Raw genomic sequence first — 15,701 nt, 5'->3', positions numbered from 1 at the left:
CGATCCGCGTCCTGGGCATTCTCGGCAGTGCGATGCGCTCGGAAGCGCGGTGGGATCGGTGCGCCGCGAACCCGGGCGCCGCAGCAGCGTGCAATCCGCGAACGGAGACGTGCAACTGTGAGTCGAATTCCGCGTTGGAGAACGTCATTCGCCCTGGTGGCCGCCGGTTCGGCCGCGATGGCCGGAATCGCCGCACCGGTGCAGGCGGCACCGCCGGAGGGGCCCGGGCAGTGCAAGACCTTCGACGATCCGCAGTGGAGCGGGTGGACCGATCACGCGGAGCTCGGCAAGGCGCTGCGGGACATCGAGAGCACCTCCGCCGGCCGGGTCCGCGTGGAGCAGGTCGGCACCAGCAAGCAGGGCCGGGAGCTGTGGGCCGCGCGCGTCGGCACCGGCGACCGGGTGCTGATGGTGCAGAGCGCGATCCACGGCAACGAGCGGACCGGCACCGAGGCGCTGCTCGGCATCCTCAAGGACCTCGGCACCAGCCGGGACGCGGCGACCGAGCGGCTGCTGTCGTCGATCACCCTGGTGGCGCTGCCGATGGTCAACCCCGACGGCGGCGAGCTGAACCGGCGCATGAACGTCGTCCCGTGGGACCAGGTGGTGGCCGACTACCCGCAGCTCGCCGGGGCGCCGACGGCCTGGTACCACAGCCCGAGCGGCGACGGGATCGACCTGCCGGGCTTCGACCTGAACCGGGACTTCAACCCGGACCTTGACTACGTGCCGCAGCCCGGCGACCTGCCCGGTGCGCAGACCGACGCCGGGTTCTTCCTGTCCCCGGAATCGCGGACCATCCGGGACACCTACCTGGCGCTGCGCGAGGAGTTCGGCGCGGTCGACGCGGTGGTCGACCTGCACCACATGGGGCCGTGCGGGCGCACCACGGGCGGACCGCAGGACGGCAAGCTCATCTCGGTGGCGCTGGACTACCCGCCGCTCGGCGTCAACGACGGTGCGGCGTACAAGGAGCAGTACCCGCTGCTCGACCAGGACAAGTCCCGTCGCTACGCGCTGTCGGTGGCGCGCGGCATCCAGGCCGCTTACGGCTCGCAGTCGCCGTTGGCCGGTGTGGGCCGCTACCTGCACCCGCAGGAGCGCGAGTACGCGGGCCAGGGCCGGTCGGCGTTCGCCCTCAACGGGTCGGCGACCGTGCTGTTCGAAGTCCGTGGCCAGCAGGACGACCTCGGGCAGAAGCAGAAGGGCATGCTCATCCAGTCGGTGCGGACCGGAGTCGAATCGCTGATCGCGGCGATGGCCTCCGGCGAGGTGGACCGCGTGAACGGTGACGAGTTCTTCGCGCTGCCGGACTACGGCTGGGACACCACCGCGACGGACTGATCCCGTGCGGAAGGTCGTGAGCGCGAAGACCTCGCGCTCACGACCCGGCAGAGAACTGTCCGTCCGCGCATGTGCAAGCGGTGTCAGCCGCTTTGAGCACGCACGCTCGGCGACCACCCGCGGGTTCTGACTGCTTCCCGGCGAGGACGGCCCCTCCGGCGTGTATCGGGCCATACATCAGAAGGGGCACCCGCAGTCCGGGGAAGCACTCAGGTTCCGCCAAGCGACCACCCTCGCGAACCGGCCACCGACACGCACTTGGTTAGGCTGCCGGGGTGGAGCTGCACCAGGTCGAGTACTTCCTGGCCGTCGTCGATCACAACGGCATCAACGCCGCGGCGAGCGCGCTGCGGCTGGCGCAGCCCACGGTGTCGCAGGCCATTCGCGGGCTGGAGCGCGAGCTCGGCGTCGAGCTGTTCCACCGGATCGGGCGCGGCATGGTGCTGACCTCGGCCGGGCAGGCGTTCGTCGGCCCGGCCCGGCAGATCCTGCGCGACGTAGTCGCGGCCGAGGGCACGTTGGTCGACGCCGCCGGCCTGCCGCGCGGGCGGCTGGACATCCACGTCGCCGCCGCGCTGGCGGTGCACCCGGTGGCGCAGCTGGTCGGCCGGTTCCGGCAGCGCTACCCGAACGTCTCGCTGCGGCTGGCCGAGCTGCGCGACGAGGAGGCCGGTGCCGCGCTGATCCGCGAGGGGCACTGCGAGATCGTCTTCACCAACCTGCCGGTCTCCGCCGCCGACCTGCGGGTGGAGGAGCTGGGGGAGCACGAGTTCTGGCTGGTGTTCCCGCCGGGCACCGACGTGCCCGCGAAGGATCCGCTGCCGCTGGCCGAACTCCCGGACCTGCCGCTGGTCATCGTGCCCAAGAGCACCGGCCGCACCGCCATCGAGCGGGCGCTGAGCGCGGCCCGCAAGCGCACCCGGCCGTCGGCGGTCGTGCAGCACCGCGAGGCGATGCTGCCGTTCGTGCTGGCCGGTCTCGGCGGCACCGTGCTGACCCGGTCGATGGCCGAGCAGGCCGCCGCGCGCGGCGCGATCGTGCGGGCGGTCGATCCGCCGATCAACCTCGCCTACGGGGTGCTCTACGACCCGGCGGCGCTTTCTCCGGCGGGGCGGGCGCTGCTGCGGATGGCGCGGGGCTGACCCCGGCGACGGACAGGAACGCCTCCGCGGCGGGTGACAGCGGCCCCGGCCGGTGCACGAAACCGACGCTGCGGCGCAGTTCCGGCGTGATGGAGCGCAGGACCGCGCCGTGCAGTTCGCGTTCGGCCAGGGCCCGGGGCAGGAACGTGGCGCCCGCGCCGTGCGCGACCAGGTCCCAGATCGCCTGCCGGTTGGCCGATTCCACCGCGACGGTCAGCGCCGAGGTGTCGAGCACGTCGTCGACCAGGGTGCGGGTGTCGGTGAGCTCCAGCACCAGCGGGATGCCCGCGACCGCCTCCAGCGGCACCGGGTCGGGCAGCTGCTCGGCCATCGCGGGCGGCAGGACCAGCACGATCTCCTGCGTGCCGAGCTCGCGGGTGAGCAGCGAGGAACTGTGCTGGGGCGGCAGTTTCGTCAGGCCGAGCTCGGCGTTGCCGCGCCGCACCTCGTCGACGACGCGCGCCGAGACACCGGGGTCGGAGACGTTGAGCAGCACGCCGGGGTGCCGCCGGTGGAACTCGCCCGCGAGCTCGGGCAGCGGGTGCGCGGCGAGCGTCGCGAGCGCGGCGATGTCGAGCTGCCCGCTCTCCAGCGCGCGGACGTCGTGGGCGGCCTTCCGGGCGCGCTCGACGTCGCGGAGGATCCGGCGCGCTGGAGTCGCGAACGCCTCGCCGTCGGGTGTGAGCACCAGCTGGCGGCCGGTGCGGTGGAACAGCTGCACCCCGAGCTGCCGCTCCAGGCTGCGGATCGCCTGCGACAGGGACGGCTGCGCGATGTAGAGGGCCTGGGCGGCCCTGGTGACGCTGCCGTGGTCGATCACCGCCACGAAGTACTCCACCAGCCGCAGGTCCACCCCGGCAGAGTACGAACGCCCACCGCTGCTCACGAGCCACCCGCTGCGCTGCGGTAGGTGCCGAACGTCCAGAGGTTGCCCTCGGGATCGCGCACCGTCAGCGTGTAGGAGCTCGCCCCGGAGCCGAACCGGGCGTGGTGCGGCGCTTCCAGCACCTCACCGCCGGCGGCGAGCACGCGCTGGTGGACGGCGTCCACCTCATCGCTGCCGAGGTAGATCGCGTTGCTGCCCGCGCGCATCCCGCCGTGCACGCTGTCGACGTGCTTGGTGCCGCCCAGCACCAGCGCCCCGCCACCGGGCCACGCCAGCTCGGCGTGCACGACGTCGCCTTCGTCGTCGGTGGCCACCAGCGCCTCCCGGAAGCCGAGGACGTCGACGAGGAAGCGCACGGCGGCCCGCGTGTCGTCGTAGTGCAGGATCGGCAGCAGCGCGGTCGGCGAGTTCTGGATCATGCGTGCGAGCGTAGGCCCGATCGGGCGGGACTCCGCTCATTGATCGGGGCTATCAGTGCGTGCGCGGTTCGGTCTGAATCATACCGGCCGGTCGGTCTGGACCTGGGCGGCGTGGCGGGCGATACTGGGGCCCGCCCTGGCCCGAGCCCGGAGGAGATGCAGCGTGGGTGACAGCGTCCTGACCGAGATCGCCGACGGCGTCGCCGTCATCACGATCAACCGGCCCGAGGCCCGCAACGCGGTGGACCGCTCCGTCGCCGAGGGGCTGGCCGCCGCCGTCGACGAGCTGGAAGCGCGCTCCGACGTGGTCATCGGCATCCTCACGGGCGCGGGCGGCACCTTCTGCGCGGGCATGGACCTCAAGGCCTTCACCCGCGGCGAACGGCCCTCCATCCCTGGACGCGGCTTCGGCGGGCTCACCGAGAGCCCTCCGTCGAAGCCGCTGCTCGCCGCGGTCGAGGGCTGGGCGCTGGCCGGCGGCTGCGAGCTGGCGCTCAGCTGCGACCTGATCGTGGCCTCCCGGGAGGCGAAGTTCGGCCTGCCCGAGGTCAAGCGCGGCCTGGTCGCCGCCGCGGGCGGCCTGCTCCGGCTGCCCAGGACGTTGCCGTACCAGCTGGCGATGGAGGTCGCGCTCACCGGCGATCCGCTGACCGCCGAGGTCGCCCACGCGCACGGGCTGGTCAACCGGCTCACCGAACCGGGCGAGGCGCTGGCCGGGGCGCGGGAGCTGGCCGCGCGCGTGGCGGTGAACGGCCCGCTGGCCGTCCGCGCCACCAAGCAGATCGTCTCCGGCGCGGTGCGCTGGACCGACGCGGAGGCCTTCGCCGAGCAGGCCGCCATCTCCGCGCCGGTGTTCACCTCCGCCGACGCCCAGGAAGGCGCGCTGGCCTTCGCCGAGAAGCGCAAGCCGGTCTGGCGGGGTGAGTGATCCGGTGGCAGTCGAGGACGACCTGGCGCAGCGCCGCCGGGCCGCGCGGGAGCTCGGTGCCGCGCTGCGCGAACTGACCGGTGCCGCGGTGGCCACGGAGGTCGACGCCGCGACCCTGACCGAGATCGCCGAGCAGGTCCGCGCGCTGGTCCCGCCGCTGGACGCGGCCCGCCGCGAGCGCGGCGAACCGGCCGCCGTCGACGGCGGGCAGCGGGCGCGCCGGATGTACAACCCGGCGTCCGGCCCGGGCAATCCGATCGCTCCGCCGATGGAGGTGGAGATCGTCGACGGCACCGCGATCGGCCGGTGCACGCTCGGCCTGACCTACGAGGGCCCGCCCAGCTACGGGCACGGCGGGATCAGCGCCCTGCTGCTGGACCAGATCCTCGGCCACGCGCACTCCACCCGCGGCAAGCACGGCATGACGGTCAAGCTCGACCTGCGCTACCGGCGGCCGGTGCCGCTGGAGACGCCGCTGCGCGTCGTCGGCCAGGTGGTGCGGGTCGACGGGCGGTGGACCGAATCGGTCGCCACGATCAGCACCGAGGAGGACCCGGAAACCGTCCTGGTGGAGGCCGAGGGCGTCTTCGTGGTGCCCAGCGCCGAGCAGGCCCAGCGGCTGTTCGGGGAGTTGGCGCGCCTGGCGAGGTGATCAGCGGGTGCCGATGGTTCAAGGAGGAGCCGCATGTACCCAGGAATCCACGCTGCTACCCATCCCGACCGCCCGGCGCTGATCATGGCCGGGTCCGGTCGGAGCCTGACCTATCGAGAGCTCGACGAGCGGTCGCTGCGGCTGGCCAACCTGCTGCGCTCCGCCGGGCTGGGCAAGGGCGACGTGATCGCGCTGCTCAGCGACAACTCGCCGCAGGCGTTCGAGATCTACTGGGCCGCACTGCGCTCGGGCATGTACCTGTGCGCGGTCAACAGCCACCTGCAACCCGCTGAAGTCGCCTACATCGTCAACGATTCCGGGGCCAGCGCGCTGCTGGTGTCGGCCGGGCTGGGCGAACTCGCCGAGGCCGTCGCCGGCGAGGTCCCGGCCGCCGGGCTCCGGCTGGCCTTCGGCGGTGACGTGCCGGGCTTCGACGACTACGAGCGGGCGCTGGCCTCGGCGTCGGCGGAGGTGCCCACCGCGCAGCCCTGCGGCGCGGACCTGCTGTACTCCTCGGGAACCACCGGGCGGCCCAAGGGGATCAAGCCGAACCTGCCCGATCGCCAGGTGCACGAACCCGGGAACGTGCTGGTCGACCTGCTGCGCGGCTTCTACGGTTTCGACCAGGACACCGTCTACCTCTCTCCGGCGCCGGTCTACCACGCGGCACCGCTGCGGTACTGCGCCGCGGTGCAGGCGATCGGCGGCACCGTGGTGATGATGGAGCGGTTCGACGCGGAAGGCGCGCTGCGGGCGATCGAGCGCCACGGCGTCACGCACAGCCAGTGGGTTCCGACGATGTTCGTCCGGATGCTCAAGCTGGACGAGGAAGTCCGGCAGCGCTACGACCTGAGCGGCCACCGGATGGCGGTGCACGCCGCCGCGCCCTGCCCGGTGGAGGTCAAGCGGGCGATGATCGAGTGGTGGGGGCCGATCCTGCAGGAGTACTACGCCTCCACCGAGGGCATCGGCATGACGCTGATCGATTCCGCGCAGTGGCTGGAGAGACCGGGCTCGGTCGGCCGCGCGATCCTCGGCGAGGTGCACGTCTGCGACGAGGCGGGCGGCGAACTGCCCAGCGGCGAGATCGGCACCGTCTACTTCGGACGCGACGAGATCCCCTTCGAGTACCTGGGGGACGCGGACAAGACCAGGTCGGCCAAGCACCCGGAGCACCCGAACTGGGCCACCGTGGGCGATCTGGGTTACCTGGACGACGACGGCTTCCTGTTCCTCACCGACCGCAAGGCCTTCATGATCATCTCAGGCGGGGTGAACATCTACCCGCAGGAGGTCGAGGACGTGCTGGTGCTGCACCCGGCCATCCTCGACGTCGCGGTGTTCGGGGTGCCCGACGAGGAGATGGGCGAATCGGTCAAGGCCGTCGTGCAACCGGCGCCCGGCGCGCGACCGGGCCCGGAGCTGGAGCGGGAGATCCTCGACTACGCCAGGCAGCGCGTCGCGCACTACAAGGTGCCGCGCAGCGTGGACTTCGCCGACGAGCTGCCGCGCACTCCCACCGGAAAGCTCGTCAAGGGAAAGCTCAAGGCGCGCTACGCGTCGTCGTAACGGAGAGGATTGCAGTGCAACGACGTTGGGGCATCACGGTGCCGTTCCAGGAGCTGCCGCTGGCCGGGCAGCGCGAGCTGATCGCCGAACTGCCGGATCTGGGCTACACCGACGTGTGGTCGTCGGAGGCCAACGGCACCGACGCGTTCACGCCGCTGGCGCTGGCCGCCGCGTGGGCTCCGCGGCTGCGGCTGGGCACCGCGATCGTGCCGGTCTACACCCGCGGCCCGGCGACCCTGGCGATGAGCGCGGCGTCGCTGGCCGCGGCGGCGCCCGGCCGGTTCGCGCTGGGCATCGGCACCTCCTCCAACGTGATCGTGGAGCGCTGGAACGGCATCCCGTTCGAGGAGCCCTACAAGCGGGTGCGCGACACGCTGCGGTTCCTGCGCAAGGCGCTGAGCGGGGAGAAGGTCACCGAGACCTACGAGACCTTCCAGGTCCGGGGCTTCACCGCGGGCGTGGTCCCCGATCCGGCACCGCCGCTGCTGGTCGCCGCCCTGCGGCCCGGGATGCTGCGGCTGGCCGGCCGGGAAGGTGACGGTGCGATCCTCAACTGGCTCTCGCCCGAGGACGTCCGCACGGTGGTCCCGCACGTGCACCAAGGCGGTGCGGGCAAGGAGGTCGTGGCGCGGATCTTCACCATGCCCGACGTCGACGCCGACACCGCTCGCGGCATCGCGCGGCGGCAGATCGCGGCCTACCTGAACGTGCCGGTGTACCGGGCCTTCCACGAGTGGCTGGGCCGCGAGGAGCTCGGCCCGATGTGGCGGGCGTGGGACGCCGGTGACCGCAAGGCCGCGCTGGCGGCGATCCCGGACAGCGTGGTCGACGAGCTGGTGGTGCACGGCCCGGCCGAGCACTGCCGGGAGCGCATCCAGCAGTACGTCGACAACGGCGTCACCACCCCGGCCATCGCGCTCGTGACGCCGGGCGACCCGGCGGACGCGGTCCGCGCGCTGGGCTTGAAGTAGCACCGGGAAGGAGAGCTCCGATTCCAGCCAAGTGTGCGGCCGGTTCAGCTCAGCGCGGCGGCCTCGGCGGCGTAGTCGGCACCCAGGTGCGCGACGTCGTTGAAGCCGCGGACGATCCAGCGGTCGGCGGTGACCACGATCCGCGAGATGGAGCCGTTGTCGGCGCCGAGGAAGGCCAGCGGGCGGGATCCGGTGGCCAGCGCCATGGCCTGGCCGATGACGCCGCCGTGGGTGAACACCGCGATCCGCTGGTCCGGGTGCGCGAGGGCCAGGCGCTCGATCGCGCCGCGGACCCGGGTGCTCAGCGCCTCGGCGGACTCCGCGCCGGGGATGACGTCCCAGCGCTGCTCGGCGTGCATCCGGTGGACCACCGGATCGTTCGCGGCGACCTTCTGGCGGAACAGGCCGCCCTCCCACTCGCCGAGGTGCACCTCCCGCAGGTCCGGTTCGACCTGCGGGGTCAGGCCGAGCCGGGCGGCCAGCGGCGCCGCGGTCTGGACCGTCCGGCGCAGCGTGGTCACGTAGATCGCGTCCAGGCCGGCCCCGGCCAGCCGCTGCGCGACGCGCTCGGCGTGCTCCCGGCCCTGCGGGGCCAGCTCCGGATCGCCCTGCCCACCGACCAGCGGGAACGGCCGGTCCGGGCGGGCGGGGGCCGATTCGCCGTGCCGGACGAGCAGGACGTCGGCGGCCCCGGCGGGGACGGAGAACCGGGACTGCCGGTACTCGACTTCGGACATGCTGGCTCGCTTCCCTCGGCAACTGGTCCGACTGGACCTTCCCAGCGCGCCAGGCGCTTTTCAAGCCCAGTACGGAGGTGGTGAGCACAGTGGACGGTGACGAGGTGCTGGTGGGCCGGGAAGGCCCGGTGCTGACGGTCGCGATCAACCGGCCGAGGCGCAAGAACGCCCTGGACACCGCGGCCTGGAACGGGCTGCGCGAAGCCGTCGCCGCAGCGGCCGCGGACGACAGCGTGCGCGCCGTGGTGATCACCGGAGAAGGTGGTGACTTCTGCGCGGGTGCGGACCTCAGCGGTGACCGTGGCGCGCAGCACCCGCTGAGCCGGATGCACGGCATCAACGACATCGCACTGGCGCTGCACGAGCTGCCGAAGCCCTCGGTGGCGAAGGTGCGCGGCGTGGCCGTCGGCGCCGGGTGGAACCTGGCGCTGGGGTGCGATCTCGTGGTGTGCACGCCCGACGCGCGGTTCTCCCAGATCTTCGCCAAGCGCGGGCTGTCGCTGGACTTCGGCGGTTCCTGGCTGCTGCCGCGGATCGTCGGCCTGCAGCAGGCCAAGCGGCTGGCGCTGCTCGGCGAGATCATCGGCGCCGCGGAGGCGCGCGAGCTGGGCGCGGTGACCTGGGTGAAGGAGGACGACGAGATCGACGGCTTCGTCGCCGACCTCGCCCGGCGCCTCGCGCAGGGACCGCCGATCGCGCTCGCGCAGAACAAGCAGATGCTGCACGTGGGCGGCCATCAGGGCTTGCGGGAGGCGCTGGAGAACGAGGCCCGAGCGCAGGCCATCAACTTCGCCACCGACGCACCGGCTGCGCGCAAGGCGTTCGTCGACAAGACCGAGCCGGAGTTCACCGGGGAGTGGATGGTGCGATGAGCTACGAGCAGATCACCTGGGAGACCGCCGATGGCATCGCCACGATCACGCTGAACCGGCCGGACGCGCTCAACGCGTTCACGCACGTGATGCGCGACGAGCTGATCGCCGCCTTCGACGCCGCCGACGCCGATGACGAGGTCCGCGCGGTGATCGTCACCGGCGCCGGTCGCGGGTTCTGCGCCGGGGCGGACCTGAGCGCGGGCGCGGACACCTTCAACGCCGGTGCCGGCGGCGAGCGGGCGAAGGCCCGCTGGGCGGCGGGCGAGATCGACGGCGTGCCGCGCGACGGCGGAGGCACGGTGGCGCTGCGCATCGCCGAGTCGCGCAAGCCGGTGATCGCGGCGTTCAACGGGCCCGCGGTCGGCGTGGGCGTGACGATGATGCTGCCCGCCGACATCCGGCTGGCCGCGGAATCGGCGCGGTTCGGCCTGGTCTTCGCCCGCCGCGGCATCGTCCCCGAAGCGGCATCGACGTGGTTCCTGCCCCGCGTGGTCGGCATCTCCCAGGCGATGGAGTGGGTGGCCACCGGCAGGATCTTCGACGCGCGGGAAGCGCTGTCCGGGCGCCTGGTCTCCCACGTGGTCCCGGACGACGACCTGCTGCCCGCCGCGCGCGGGATCGCCCGCGAGATCGCCGACAACACCTCGGGTATCTCGGTGGCGGTGTCCCGCCAGCTGCTCTGGGGCATGCTCAGCGCGGATTCGCCGTGGGAGGCGCACCGCCTGGACTCCAAGGCGATCAACGGGCTGGGTGCTTCGCCGGACGCGGCCGAAGGCGTCGAGGCGTTCCTGGCCAAGCGGCAGGCGAAGTTCCCGATGCGGGTCAGCACCGACTACCCGGACTACATCCCGCCGTGGCCGCCCCGGCCCACCGCGTGAACTGTCCATAGTGGACCGGCAACTCGCAGCTTAGGAGGGGTTGATGGCGGAAGATCAGCGGCAGCGGTTGCTCGCCGAGCTCATCGGTCCGGGCGGTGAATTCGAGATCGGCACCCGGGAGGTCGGCGGCATCCCGATGCGGGTCTACACCGGAGGCCCGGCGACGCTGCGCGACGTGGTGCTGTTCAGCAGCGGCTACGGCGCGCGGGACTTCCTGGTCTACCAGGACTTCCGGTGCAGCTACGCCGAGCACTTCCGGCTGGTGGCCGGGCTCGCGCGCTGCCTGCGGGAGGAGTACGGGCTGACCAGCGGCGACCGGGTGGCCATCGCGATGCGCAACTTCCCGGAGTGGTCGGTGGTCTTCTGGGCGATCCAGGCGGCCGGGCTGATCGCGGTGCCGCTCAACGCCTGGTGGACCGACGCCGAGCTGCGCTACGGGCTGACCGATTCCGGGGCGGCGCTGGTGTTCGCCGACGCCGAGCGGGCCGCCTTGATCGGCCGCGAGATCCCGGTCGTGGCGGTCCGGGGCGGCGCATCGGTGCCCGGTGCTCGCTCCTGGTCCGAGCTGATGGCGTCGCTGCCCGCCGACGCCGAGCTGCCGGACGTGGCCATCGAGCCCGACGACGACGCGACGATCATGTACACCTCCGGCACCACGGGTCGGCCCAAGGGCGCGGTCGGCACGCACCGCAACCACTGCACGAACCTGCTCAACACGGTGATCAACCGGCGGGTGCAGGCCGCGGTGGACAACGGCGGGGTGTTCCCGCCGCTGGGCGATCCGGCCGCGCCGCAGCCCGGTGTCCTGCTGACGTTCCCGCTGTTCCACATCGCCGGGCTCACCACGCTGTGCTTCACCACGCTGGCCGGGGTGAAGCTGGCGACCCTGTACCGCTGGGACCGGGAGGAGGCCGGGCGGCTGATCGTCGAGGAGGGCCTGACCAGCGCGGCCGGGGTGCCGACGGTGATGCGCGACCTCGTCGAGCAGGGCGAGGCGGTGCGGCGGCTGGAGGGCGTGAACATGGGCGGCGCACCCATCCCGCCCGATCTCGTGCACCGGATCGGCGGTCTGGGCACCGGTGTCACACCGGCCAGCGGATACGGGCTGACCGAGACGACCTCGGGAGTGGTGGCCAACGCGGGCGACGACTACCTCGCCCGCGCCGACAGCGTCGGCCGGTGCGTGCCCGGCGCCGACCTGCGCGTCGTGGACCCGGCGACCGGCGACGACCTGCCCGACGGCGAGATCGGCGAGCTGTGGTTCCGCGGGCCCAACATCGTGCGCGGCTACTGGAACAACCCGCAGGCCACCGCGGAATCGTTCGTGGACGGGTGGTTCCGCACCGGCGACCTCGGCTACGTCGTGGACGGCTGGGTGCACGTGGTCGACCGGCTCAAGGACGTGGTGATCCGCGGCGGCGAGAACGTCTACTGCGCGGAGGTCGAGGCGGCGCTCTTCGAGCACCCGGCGGTGGTCGACTGCGCCGTCATCGGCCTGCCGCACCCGAAGCTGGGCGAGGAGGTGGCGGCCGTGGTGAACCTGCGCAGCGAGGTCGACGCCGCCGAGCTGCAGCAGCACGTCGCGGCCCGGCTGGCGGCGTTCAAGGTCCCGGCGCACGTGGTGATCCGGCCAGAACCGCTGCCGCGCACCCAGACCGGCAAGGTGCTCAAACGGCAGCTGCGCGATCACCTCGGTGCGCGGGGGATCTGACGCTCCGCGTCGGTCGGAGAACTCCCGGCGCTCACCGGGAGTTCTCCGACCTGGCCGCTAGCGGGACAGCGGGTGCGCCTTCTCGTCCGCCGGCAACCGGCCCAGCGTGATCGCGACCACCGCGGCCACCAGCGGTACGAGCCCGGCCACGATGAACGTCGCCCGGGTGCCGATCGCCTCGGAGACCGGCCCGGCCACCGCCATCGACAGCGGCAGGAAGGCCAGCGACACGAAGAAGTCGAGGCTGGTGATGCGGCCGAGCAGATGTGGCGGCACCCGCCGCTGCAGCAGCGTGCCCCACAGCACCATCGGGCTGGAGAACATCGCCCCGACGGCGAACGCGGCGGCGGCGACCGTCCAGATGTCGGTGGCCACGGCGACCACCAGCAGCGGCAGGCTCGCCACGCCCCACAACCCGATCATGGTGGTGAGGTAGCGGCGGGGCATCCGCAGCGAGCCCATCAGCAGCGATCCCGCGGCGCCACCGATGCCCCACATCGCCAGCACGAGCGCGTGCTGCTCGGCACCGCCGCCGAGGCGGTCCTTGATGAGGAACGGCAGCACCACCTGCAGCGGGCCCATCGTCACCATCACCATGAGCGAGGCGAACAGCAGCGAAGCGACCAGCCACCGGGTGGCCAGCATGTAGCGGAAGCCCTCCGCGACGTCGCCGAGGACGCTGCGGGCCTGGCGCGTCGCGCCGCGCAGGGGAGTGCGGGGAACGGTCCAGAACACGCACCAGGCCGCGAACGCGGTTCCCGCGGCCACCGCCATCGCCGCTCCGGGTGCGAAGGCGGAGATGACGAGGCTGCCCAGCGCCGGGCCGGCGGCCTGCTGGATGGTCGGCCGGACCATGCCCTCGAAACCGTTGGCCGCCATGAGCTCCTCCTCGGCCAGCAGCGCGGGCAGCCAGGCGGAGTAGGCGGGGAAGTAGAAGGCGACCGCGGTGCCGCCGAGGAAGGCGATCACCACGAGGTGCCAGATCTGCATCCGGTCGGTCAGCGACAGCACGGCGGCGGTGGTGAGCAGGACGGTGTGCGCGCTCTGCACGACAAGCAGGATCGTCTTCTGCGCCACCCGGTCGGCGATCGCGCCGCCGAGCAGCATCGGCAGTAGCGCGCCCAGCGAGGCCGCCGCGGCGACGAACGAGAGCTGACTGGCGCCGCCGCCGAGCCGCACGACCTCCCAGACCTGCCCGACCGTCCACAACCCGGTGGTGAACAGGCTGAAGCACAGTGCGGTGGAGAGCCTGCGGTAGGAGCTGCGGCGGAAGGGCAGGAGAACGCGAGGCATCCGGCGCGGGACAAGGCGTTGGTCGCGCGGCGCGCCGGTGGCCGTCGCGGTGTCGGTGCCGCTCATGCGGACCTGCGGTGGGGCGCGGCGTGCTGTCCTTCGATCATGCCCCGACGCTAGGACTTCCACTATGATGGAGGTCAACGAACGGAGCGGAACTATTCGGCGAACGCTGCCGACTCGCCATCAGGCGGTGGTGCGCTCCCAGAGCTCCGGCTCGTCCGCGCCGAGCGCGATCCGCCCCAGCCGGACCGACCAGTTCCGCTCGGTGCCGCACTCGTCGCGCCACGCCCACAGCTTGCGCGTGACGTGGTGCAGCGGGTGCTCCCGCGTCACGCCCATCGCCCCGTGCAGCTGGTGCGCCGATCTCGCGATGCTGGTCGCGGCCCGCGCTGCGGTGATCTTCGCGGCCGCCGTCGCGACCAGCGCGCGCTCCGGCTCCTGCTCGTGCACGCGCACTGCGCGGGCCACTGCGGTCTCGGTGGCTTCCAGGTGAACGCGCATCTCCGCGAGCGCGTTGGCCACTGCCTTGAGCGCGATGAGCGGACGCCCGAACTGCTCGCGTTGTGCGACGTGCTCGCGGGTGCGCTCGTTGGCGCCGCGCGCCGCACCGAGCAGCGCGGCGGCGTTGAGCAGCGCTGAGCGGGCGAGCACGTCCTCGTGCGGAGGAGCGTCCGGCAGAGGAGTCGTCGTTCCGGTGAGCAGCAGCGCGTCACGGGGCTCACCCGCCAGGTTCTCGCCGGGCTCGACCTCGCCGCGTTCGACGAGATGAGCGGATCCGCGTTCCGGGCACACCAGGACGTGGCTGGCGAAGCGGGCCCATGGCACGGCATCCGGGCTCGTCGCGGCGACGACCAGCGGAGCGGATTCCAGCTCCGCGCCGAGGATCCAGCGCGCGACCGAGGCCTCCGCCAGCGGGACGCTCACCCCGCTCGCCGCTGTCGCGGCCACCAGCTCGGTCAGATCCCGCAGGGTGCCGCCGACGCCGCCGCGCGCCTCGTCCACCCCGACCTGCGGCCAGCCCAGCTCCACCAGCGTCGGCCACAGCGGGTGCAGCGCGCCCGCCGGCGCCTGCGGATCGACACCGGACAGCACGTCCGCGGCGACCTCCGTGATCAGCGAGTTCTCCGTGCTCAACGTCGGACCTCCTGCTTGGCGAGGATGGACAGCAGCACTTCCGAGGAACCGCCCCGGATGCTGAACCCGGGTGCGGCCAGGATCGCCTCGCCCAGCGGGCTCTCCGGTGCGATCACGCCGGAACCGGTTGCCCGGCGCGCGCATTCGAGCACGTCCCGCTCGAAGGCGGTGCCGAGGTACTTCAAGGTGGCCGCGGCCCGCACCGGCGCTTCACCGGCGTCCAGCGAGTCCGCGACCTGCACGCACAACGCGCGAAGCGTGGCCAACCGCGCGACCAGCTCACCGACCTCCGATGCCAGGCCGTCGTCGGCGAGGTCCAGCAGTCCGGCCAGCACCGGGTAGGTCGACAGCACCCGCTCGGGGCCGCCGCGCTCGTAGGAGAGCTGCTCGGTGACCTGCGCCCAGCCGTTGCCGACCGCGCCGATCACCCGGTGCTCCGGGATGAAGACGTCCTCGAACACCACCTCGTTGAAGTGGTGCGAACCGGCCATGTCCACGATCGGCGACACCGACACGCCGGAAGCGGTCATGTCCAGCACGAACTCGGTCAGCCCGGCGTGCTTGACCTCGGACCGCTCGCTGCGCGCCAGCAGGTAGGCGTGCGTGGCGCGGTGCGCGTGGCTGGTCCAGATCTTGCGCCCGTCGATCCGCCAGCCGCCGGGAACGCGAGTCGCCGAGGTGCGCACCGCCGCGAGGTCCGAGCCCGCGTCCGGCTCGCTCATGCCCAGGCAGAACACGAACTCCCCGCTGGCGATGCCCGGCAGGATCTCCCGCTGCAGCCGCTCGGTGCCGTGGCGCAGGATGGACGGCCCGATCTGCCGGTCGCCGATCCAGTGCGCGGCCACCGGCGCGCCCGCGCGCAGGAGCTCTTCGGTGAGCACCAGCCGGGCCCGGTTGGACCGCTCGCCACCGCCGAGCGCCTTCGGCCAGGTCATCCCCAGCCACCCGCGCCCGGCGAGCTCGCGGCTGAAGGCCAGGTCGAAGGATCGCAGCCAGGCGTCCGGCCGCGGCCGGTACCGCCCGGCCTCCTGCCACTCCCGGCACAATCCGCGCACCTCACGACGAAGCTCGCCCAACGAAGAATCCACAACGCGCTCCTCTCCGCACGTCCCGGGCCGGACGGGGAGCGGTCGATTTCGCGCGAAGTCGACGCGCCTGC

The 15,701-nt window shown here is 72.6% G+C and carries 15 protein-coding genes; 9 read left to right on the top strand and 6 right to left on the bottom strand.

Going from position 1 to position 15,701, the window contains the following annotated elements; genetic code table 11:
* Positions 1-156 precede the first annotated feature (156 nt).
* Positions 157-1,344 (top strand): M14 family zinc carboxypeptidase, encoded by a 1,188-nt coding sequence (locus C4T78_RS02200; protein ID WP_235863086.1) that lies wholly within the window; start codon positions 157-159, stop codon positions 1,342-1,344.
* 275 nt (positions 1,345-1,619) lie between these two features.
* Positions 1,620-2,486 (top strand): LysR family transcriptional regulator, encoded by an 867-nt coding sequence (locus C4T78_RS02195; protein WP_093347790.1) that lies wholly within the window; start codon positions 1,620-1,622, stop codon positions 2,484-2,486.
* On the opposite strand, the gene C4T78_RS02190 is transcribed toward C4T78_RS02195, so the two are convergent.
* The gene (locus C4T78_RS02190; protein ID WP_093347793.1) at positions 2,404-3,339 is read right to left on the bottom strand and encodes a LysR family transcriptional regulator; all 936 of its coding nucleotides are present in this window, start codon (positions 3,337-3,339) and stop codon (positions 2,404-2,406) included. The two genes, C4T78_RS02195 and C4T78_RS02190, sit on opposite strands and share 83 nt — an antisense overlap.
* A gap of 29 nt (positions 3,340-3,368) precedes the next feature.
* Positions 3,369-3,791: a VOC family protein gene (locus tag C4T78_RS02185; RefSeq protein WP_093347795.1), complete on the bottom strand. Its 423-nt coding sequence runs from the start codon at positions 3,789-3,791 to the stop codon at positions 3,369-3,371.
* A 163-nt stretch (positions 3,792-3,954) separates the two neighbouring features.
* On the opposite strand from C4T78_RS02185, the gene C4T78_RS02180 reads away from it, so the two are divergent.
* Genes C4T78_RS02180 through C4T78_RS02165 form a run of 4 tightly spaced genes read left to right on the top strand, consistent with a single transcriptional unit; the run spans position 3,955 to position 7,911 of the window.
* Positions 3,955-4,719: a crotonase/enoyl-CoA hydratase family protein gene (locus C4T78_RS02180; protein WP_093347798.1), complete on the top strand. Its 765-nt coding sequence runs from the start codon at positions 3,955-3,957 to the stop codon at positions 4,717-4,719.
* A gap of 4 nt (positions 4,720-4,723) precedes the next feature.
* Positions 4,724-5,371, top strand: coding sequence for a PaaI family thioesterase (locus C4T78_RS02175; protein ID WP_093347801.1), 648 nt, complete (start codon positions 4,724-4,726; stop codon positions 5,369-5,371).
* Positions 5,372-5,404: 33 nt separating this feature from the next.
* Positions 5,405-6,940, top strand: a complete 1,536-nt coding sequence (locus C4T78_RS02170; RefSeq protein ID WP_093347804.1) for an acyl-CoA synthetase — start codon at positions 5,405-5,407, stop codon at positions 6,938-6,940.
* A gap of 14 nt (positions 6,941-6,954) precedes the next feature.
* Complete coding sequence (locus C4T78_RS02165) at positions 6,955-7,911, top strand: LLM class F420-dependent oxidoreductase (protein WP_093347807.1); 957 nt, start codon at positions 6,955-6,957, stop codon at positions 7,909-7,911.
* 44 nt (positions 7,912-7,955) lie between these two features.
* On the opposite strand, the gene C4T78_RS02160 is transcribed toward C4T78_RS02165, so the two are convergent.
* A complete protein-coding gene (locus tag C4T78_RS02160) occupies positions 7,956-8,648 on the bottom strand; it encodes a histidine phosphatase family protein (protein WP_093347810.1) in 693 nt (230 codons plus the stop codon).
* An 80-nt stretch (positions 8,649-8,728) separates the two neighbouring features.
* Between C4T78_RS02160 and C4T78_RS02155 the strand changes: the two genes are divergently transcribed.
* Genes C4T78_RS02155 through C4T78_RS02145 form a run of 3 tightly spaced genes read left to right on the top strand, consistent with a single transcriptional unit; the run spans position 8,729 to position 12,112 of the window.
* Positions 8,729-9,520, top strand: a complete 792-nt coding sequence (locus tag C4T78_RS02155; RefSeq protein ID WP_235863087.1) for an enoyl-CoA hydratase/isomerase family protein — start codon at positions 8,729-8,731, stop codon at positions 9,518-9,520.
* On the top strand, positions 9,517-10,401 hold the full coding sequence (locus C4T78_RS02150; protein ID WP_093347816.1) for a crotonase/enoyl-CoA hydratase family protein: 885 nt from the start codon (positions 9,517-9,519) through the stop codon (positions 10,399-10,401). Before C4T78_RS02155 ends, C4T78_RS02150 begins: the two co-directional genes overlap by 4 nt.
* A gap of 43 nt (positions 10,402-10,444) precedes the next feature.
* A complete protein-coding gene (locus C4T78_RS02145) occupies positions 10,445-12,112 on the top strand; it encodes a class I adenylate-forming enzyme family protein (RefSeq protein WP_093347819.1) in 1,668 nt (555 codons plus the stop codon).
* Positions 12,113-12,169: 57 nt separating this feature from the next.
* On the opposite strand, the gene C4T78_RS02140 is transcribed toward C4T78_RS02145, so the two are convergent.
* The 3 genes from C4T78_RS02140 to C4T78_RS02130 form a co-directional block, all read right to left on the bottom strand.
* Positions 12,170-13,471 carry an MFS transporter gene (locus tag C4T78_RS02140; RefSeq protein ID WP_093347822.1) on the bottom strand — a complete coding sequence of 434 codons (1,302 nt, stop codon included), beginning with the start codon at positions 13,469-13,471 and terminating at the stop codon, positions 12,170-12,172.
* A 120-nt stretch (positions 13,472-13,591) separates the two neighbouring features.
* A complete protein-coding gene (locus C4T78_RS02135; protein WP_093347824.1) occupies positions 13,592-14,542 on the bottom strand; it encodes an acyl-CoA dehydrogenase family protein in 951 nt (316 codons plus the stop codon).
* Positions 14,539-15,630 carry an acyl-CoA dehydrogenase family protein gene (locus C4T78_RS02130; RefSeq protein WP_093347827.1) on the bottom strand — a complete coding sequence of 364 codons (1,092 nt, stop codon included), beginning with the start codon at positions 15,628-15,630 and terminating at the stop codon, positions 14,539-14,541. Before C4T78_RS02130 ends, C4T78_RS02135 begins: the two co-directional genes overlap by 4 nt.
* Positions 15,631-15,701 lie beyond the last annotated feature (71 nt).

The sequence above is a fragment of the Saccharopolyspora kobensis genome (assembly GCF_900108315.1).
Lineage (GTDB): Bacteria > Actinomycetota > Actinomycetes > Mycobacteriales > Pseudonocardiaceae > Saccharopolyspora > Saccharopolyspora kobensis.
Note: the sequence above shows the minus strand (reverse complement) of the source record. Positions and strands in the feature narration are given on the sequence as shown.

What these genes read in the sequence shown, in the direction of transcription:
- C4T78_RS02140 (WP_093347822.1), bottom strand. Translation starts at nt 13,471, where the DNA reads ATGAGCGGCACCGACACCGCGACGGCCACCGGCGCGCCGCGCGACCAA.
- C4T78_RS02160 (WP_093347810.1), bottom strand. Translation starts at nt 8,648, where the DNA reads ATGTCCGAAGTCGAGTACCGGCAGTCCCGGTTCTCCGTCCCCGCCGGG.
- C4T78_RS02150 (WP_093347816.1), top strand. Translation starts at nt 9,517, where the DNA reads ATGAGCTACGAGCAGATCACCTGGGAGACCGCCGATGGCATCGCCACG.
- C4T78_RS02170 (WP_093347804.1), top strand. Translation starts at nt 5,405, where the DNA reads ATGTACCCAGGAATCCACGCTGCTACCCATCCCGACCGCCCGGCGCTG.
- C4T78_RS02145 (WP_093347819.1), top strand. Translation starts at nt 10,445, where the DNA reads ATGGCGGAAGATCAGCGGCAGCGGTTGCTCGCCGAGCTCATCGGTCCG.
- C4T78_RS02185 (WP_093347795.1), bottom strand. Translation starts at nt 3,791, where the DNA reads ATGATCCAGAACTCGCCGACCGCGCTGCTGCCGATCCTGCACTACGAC.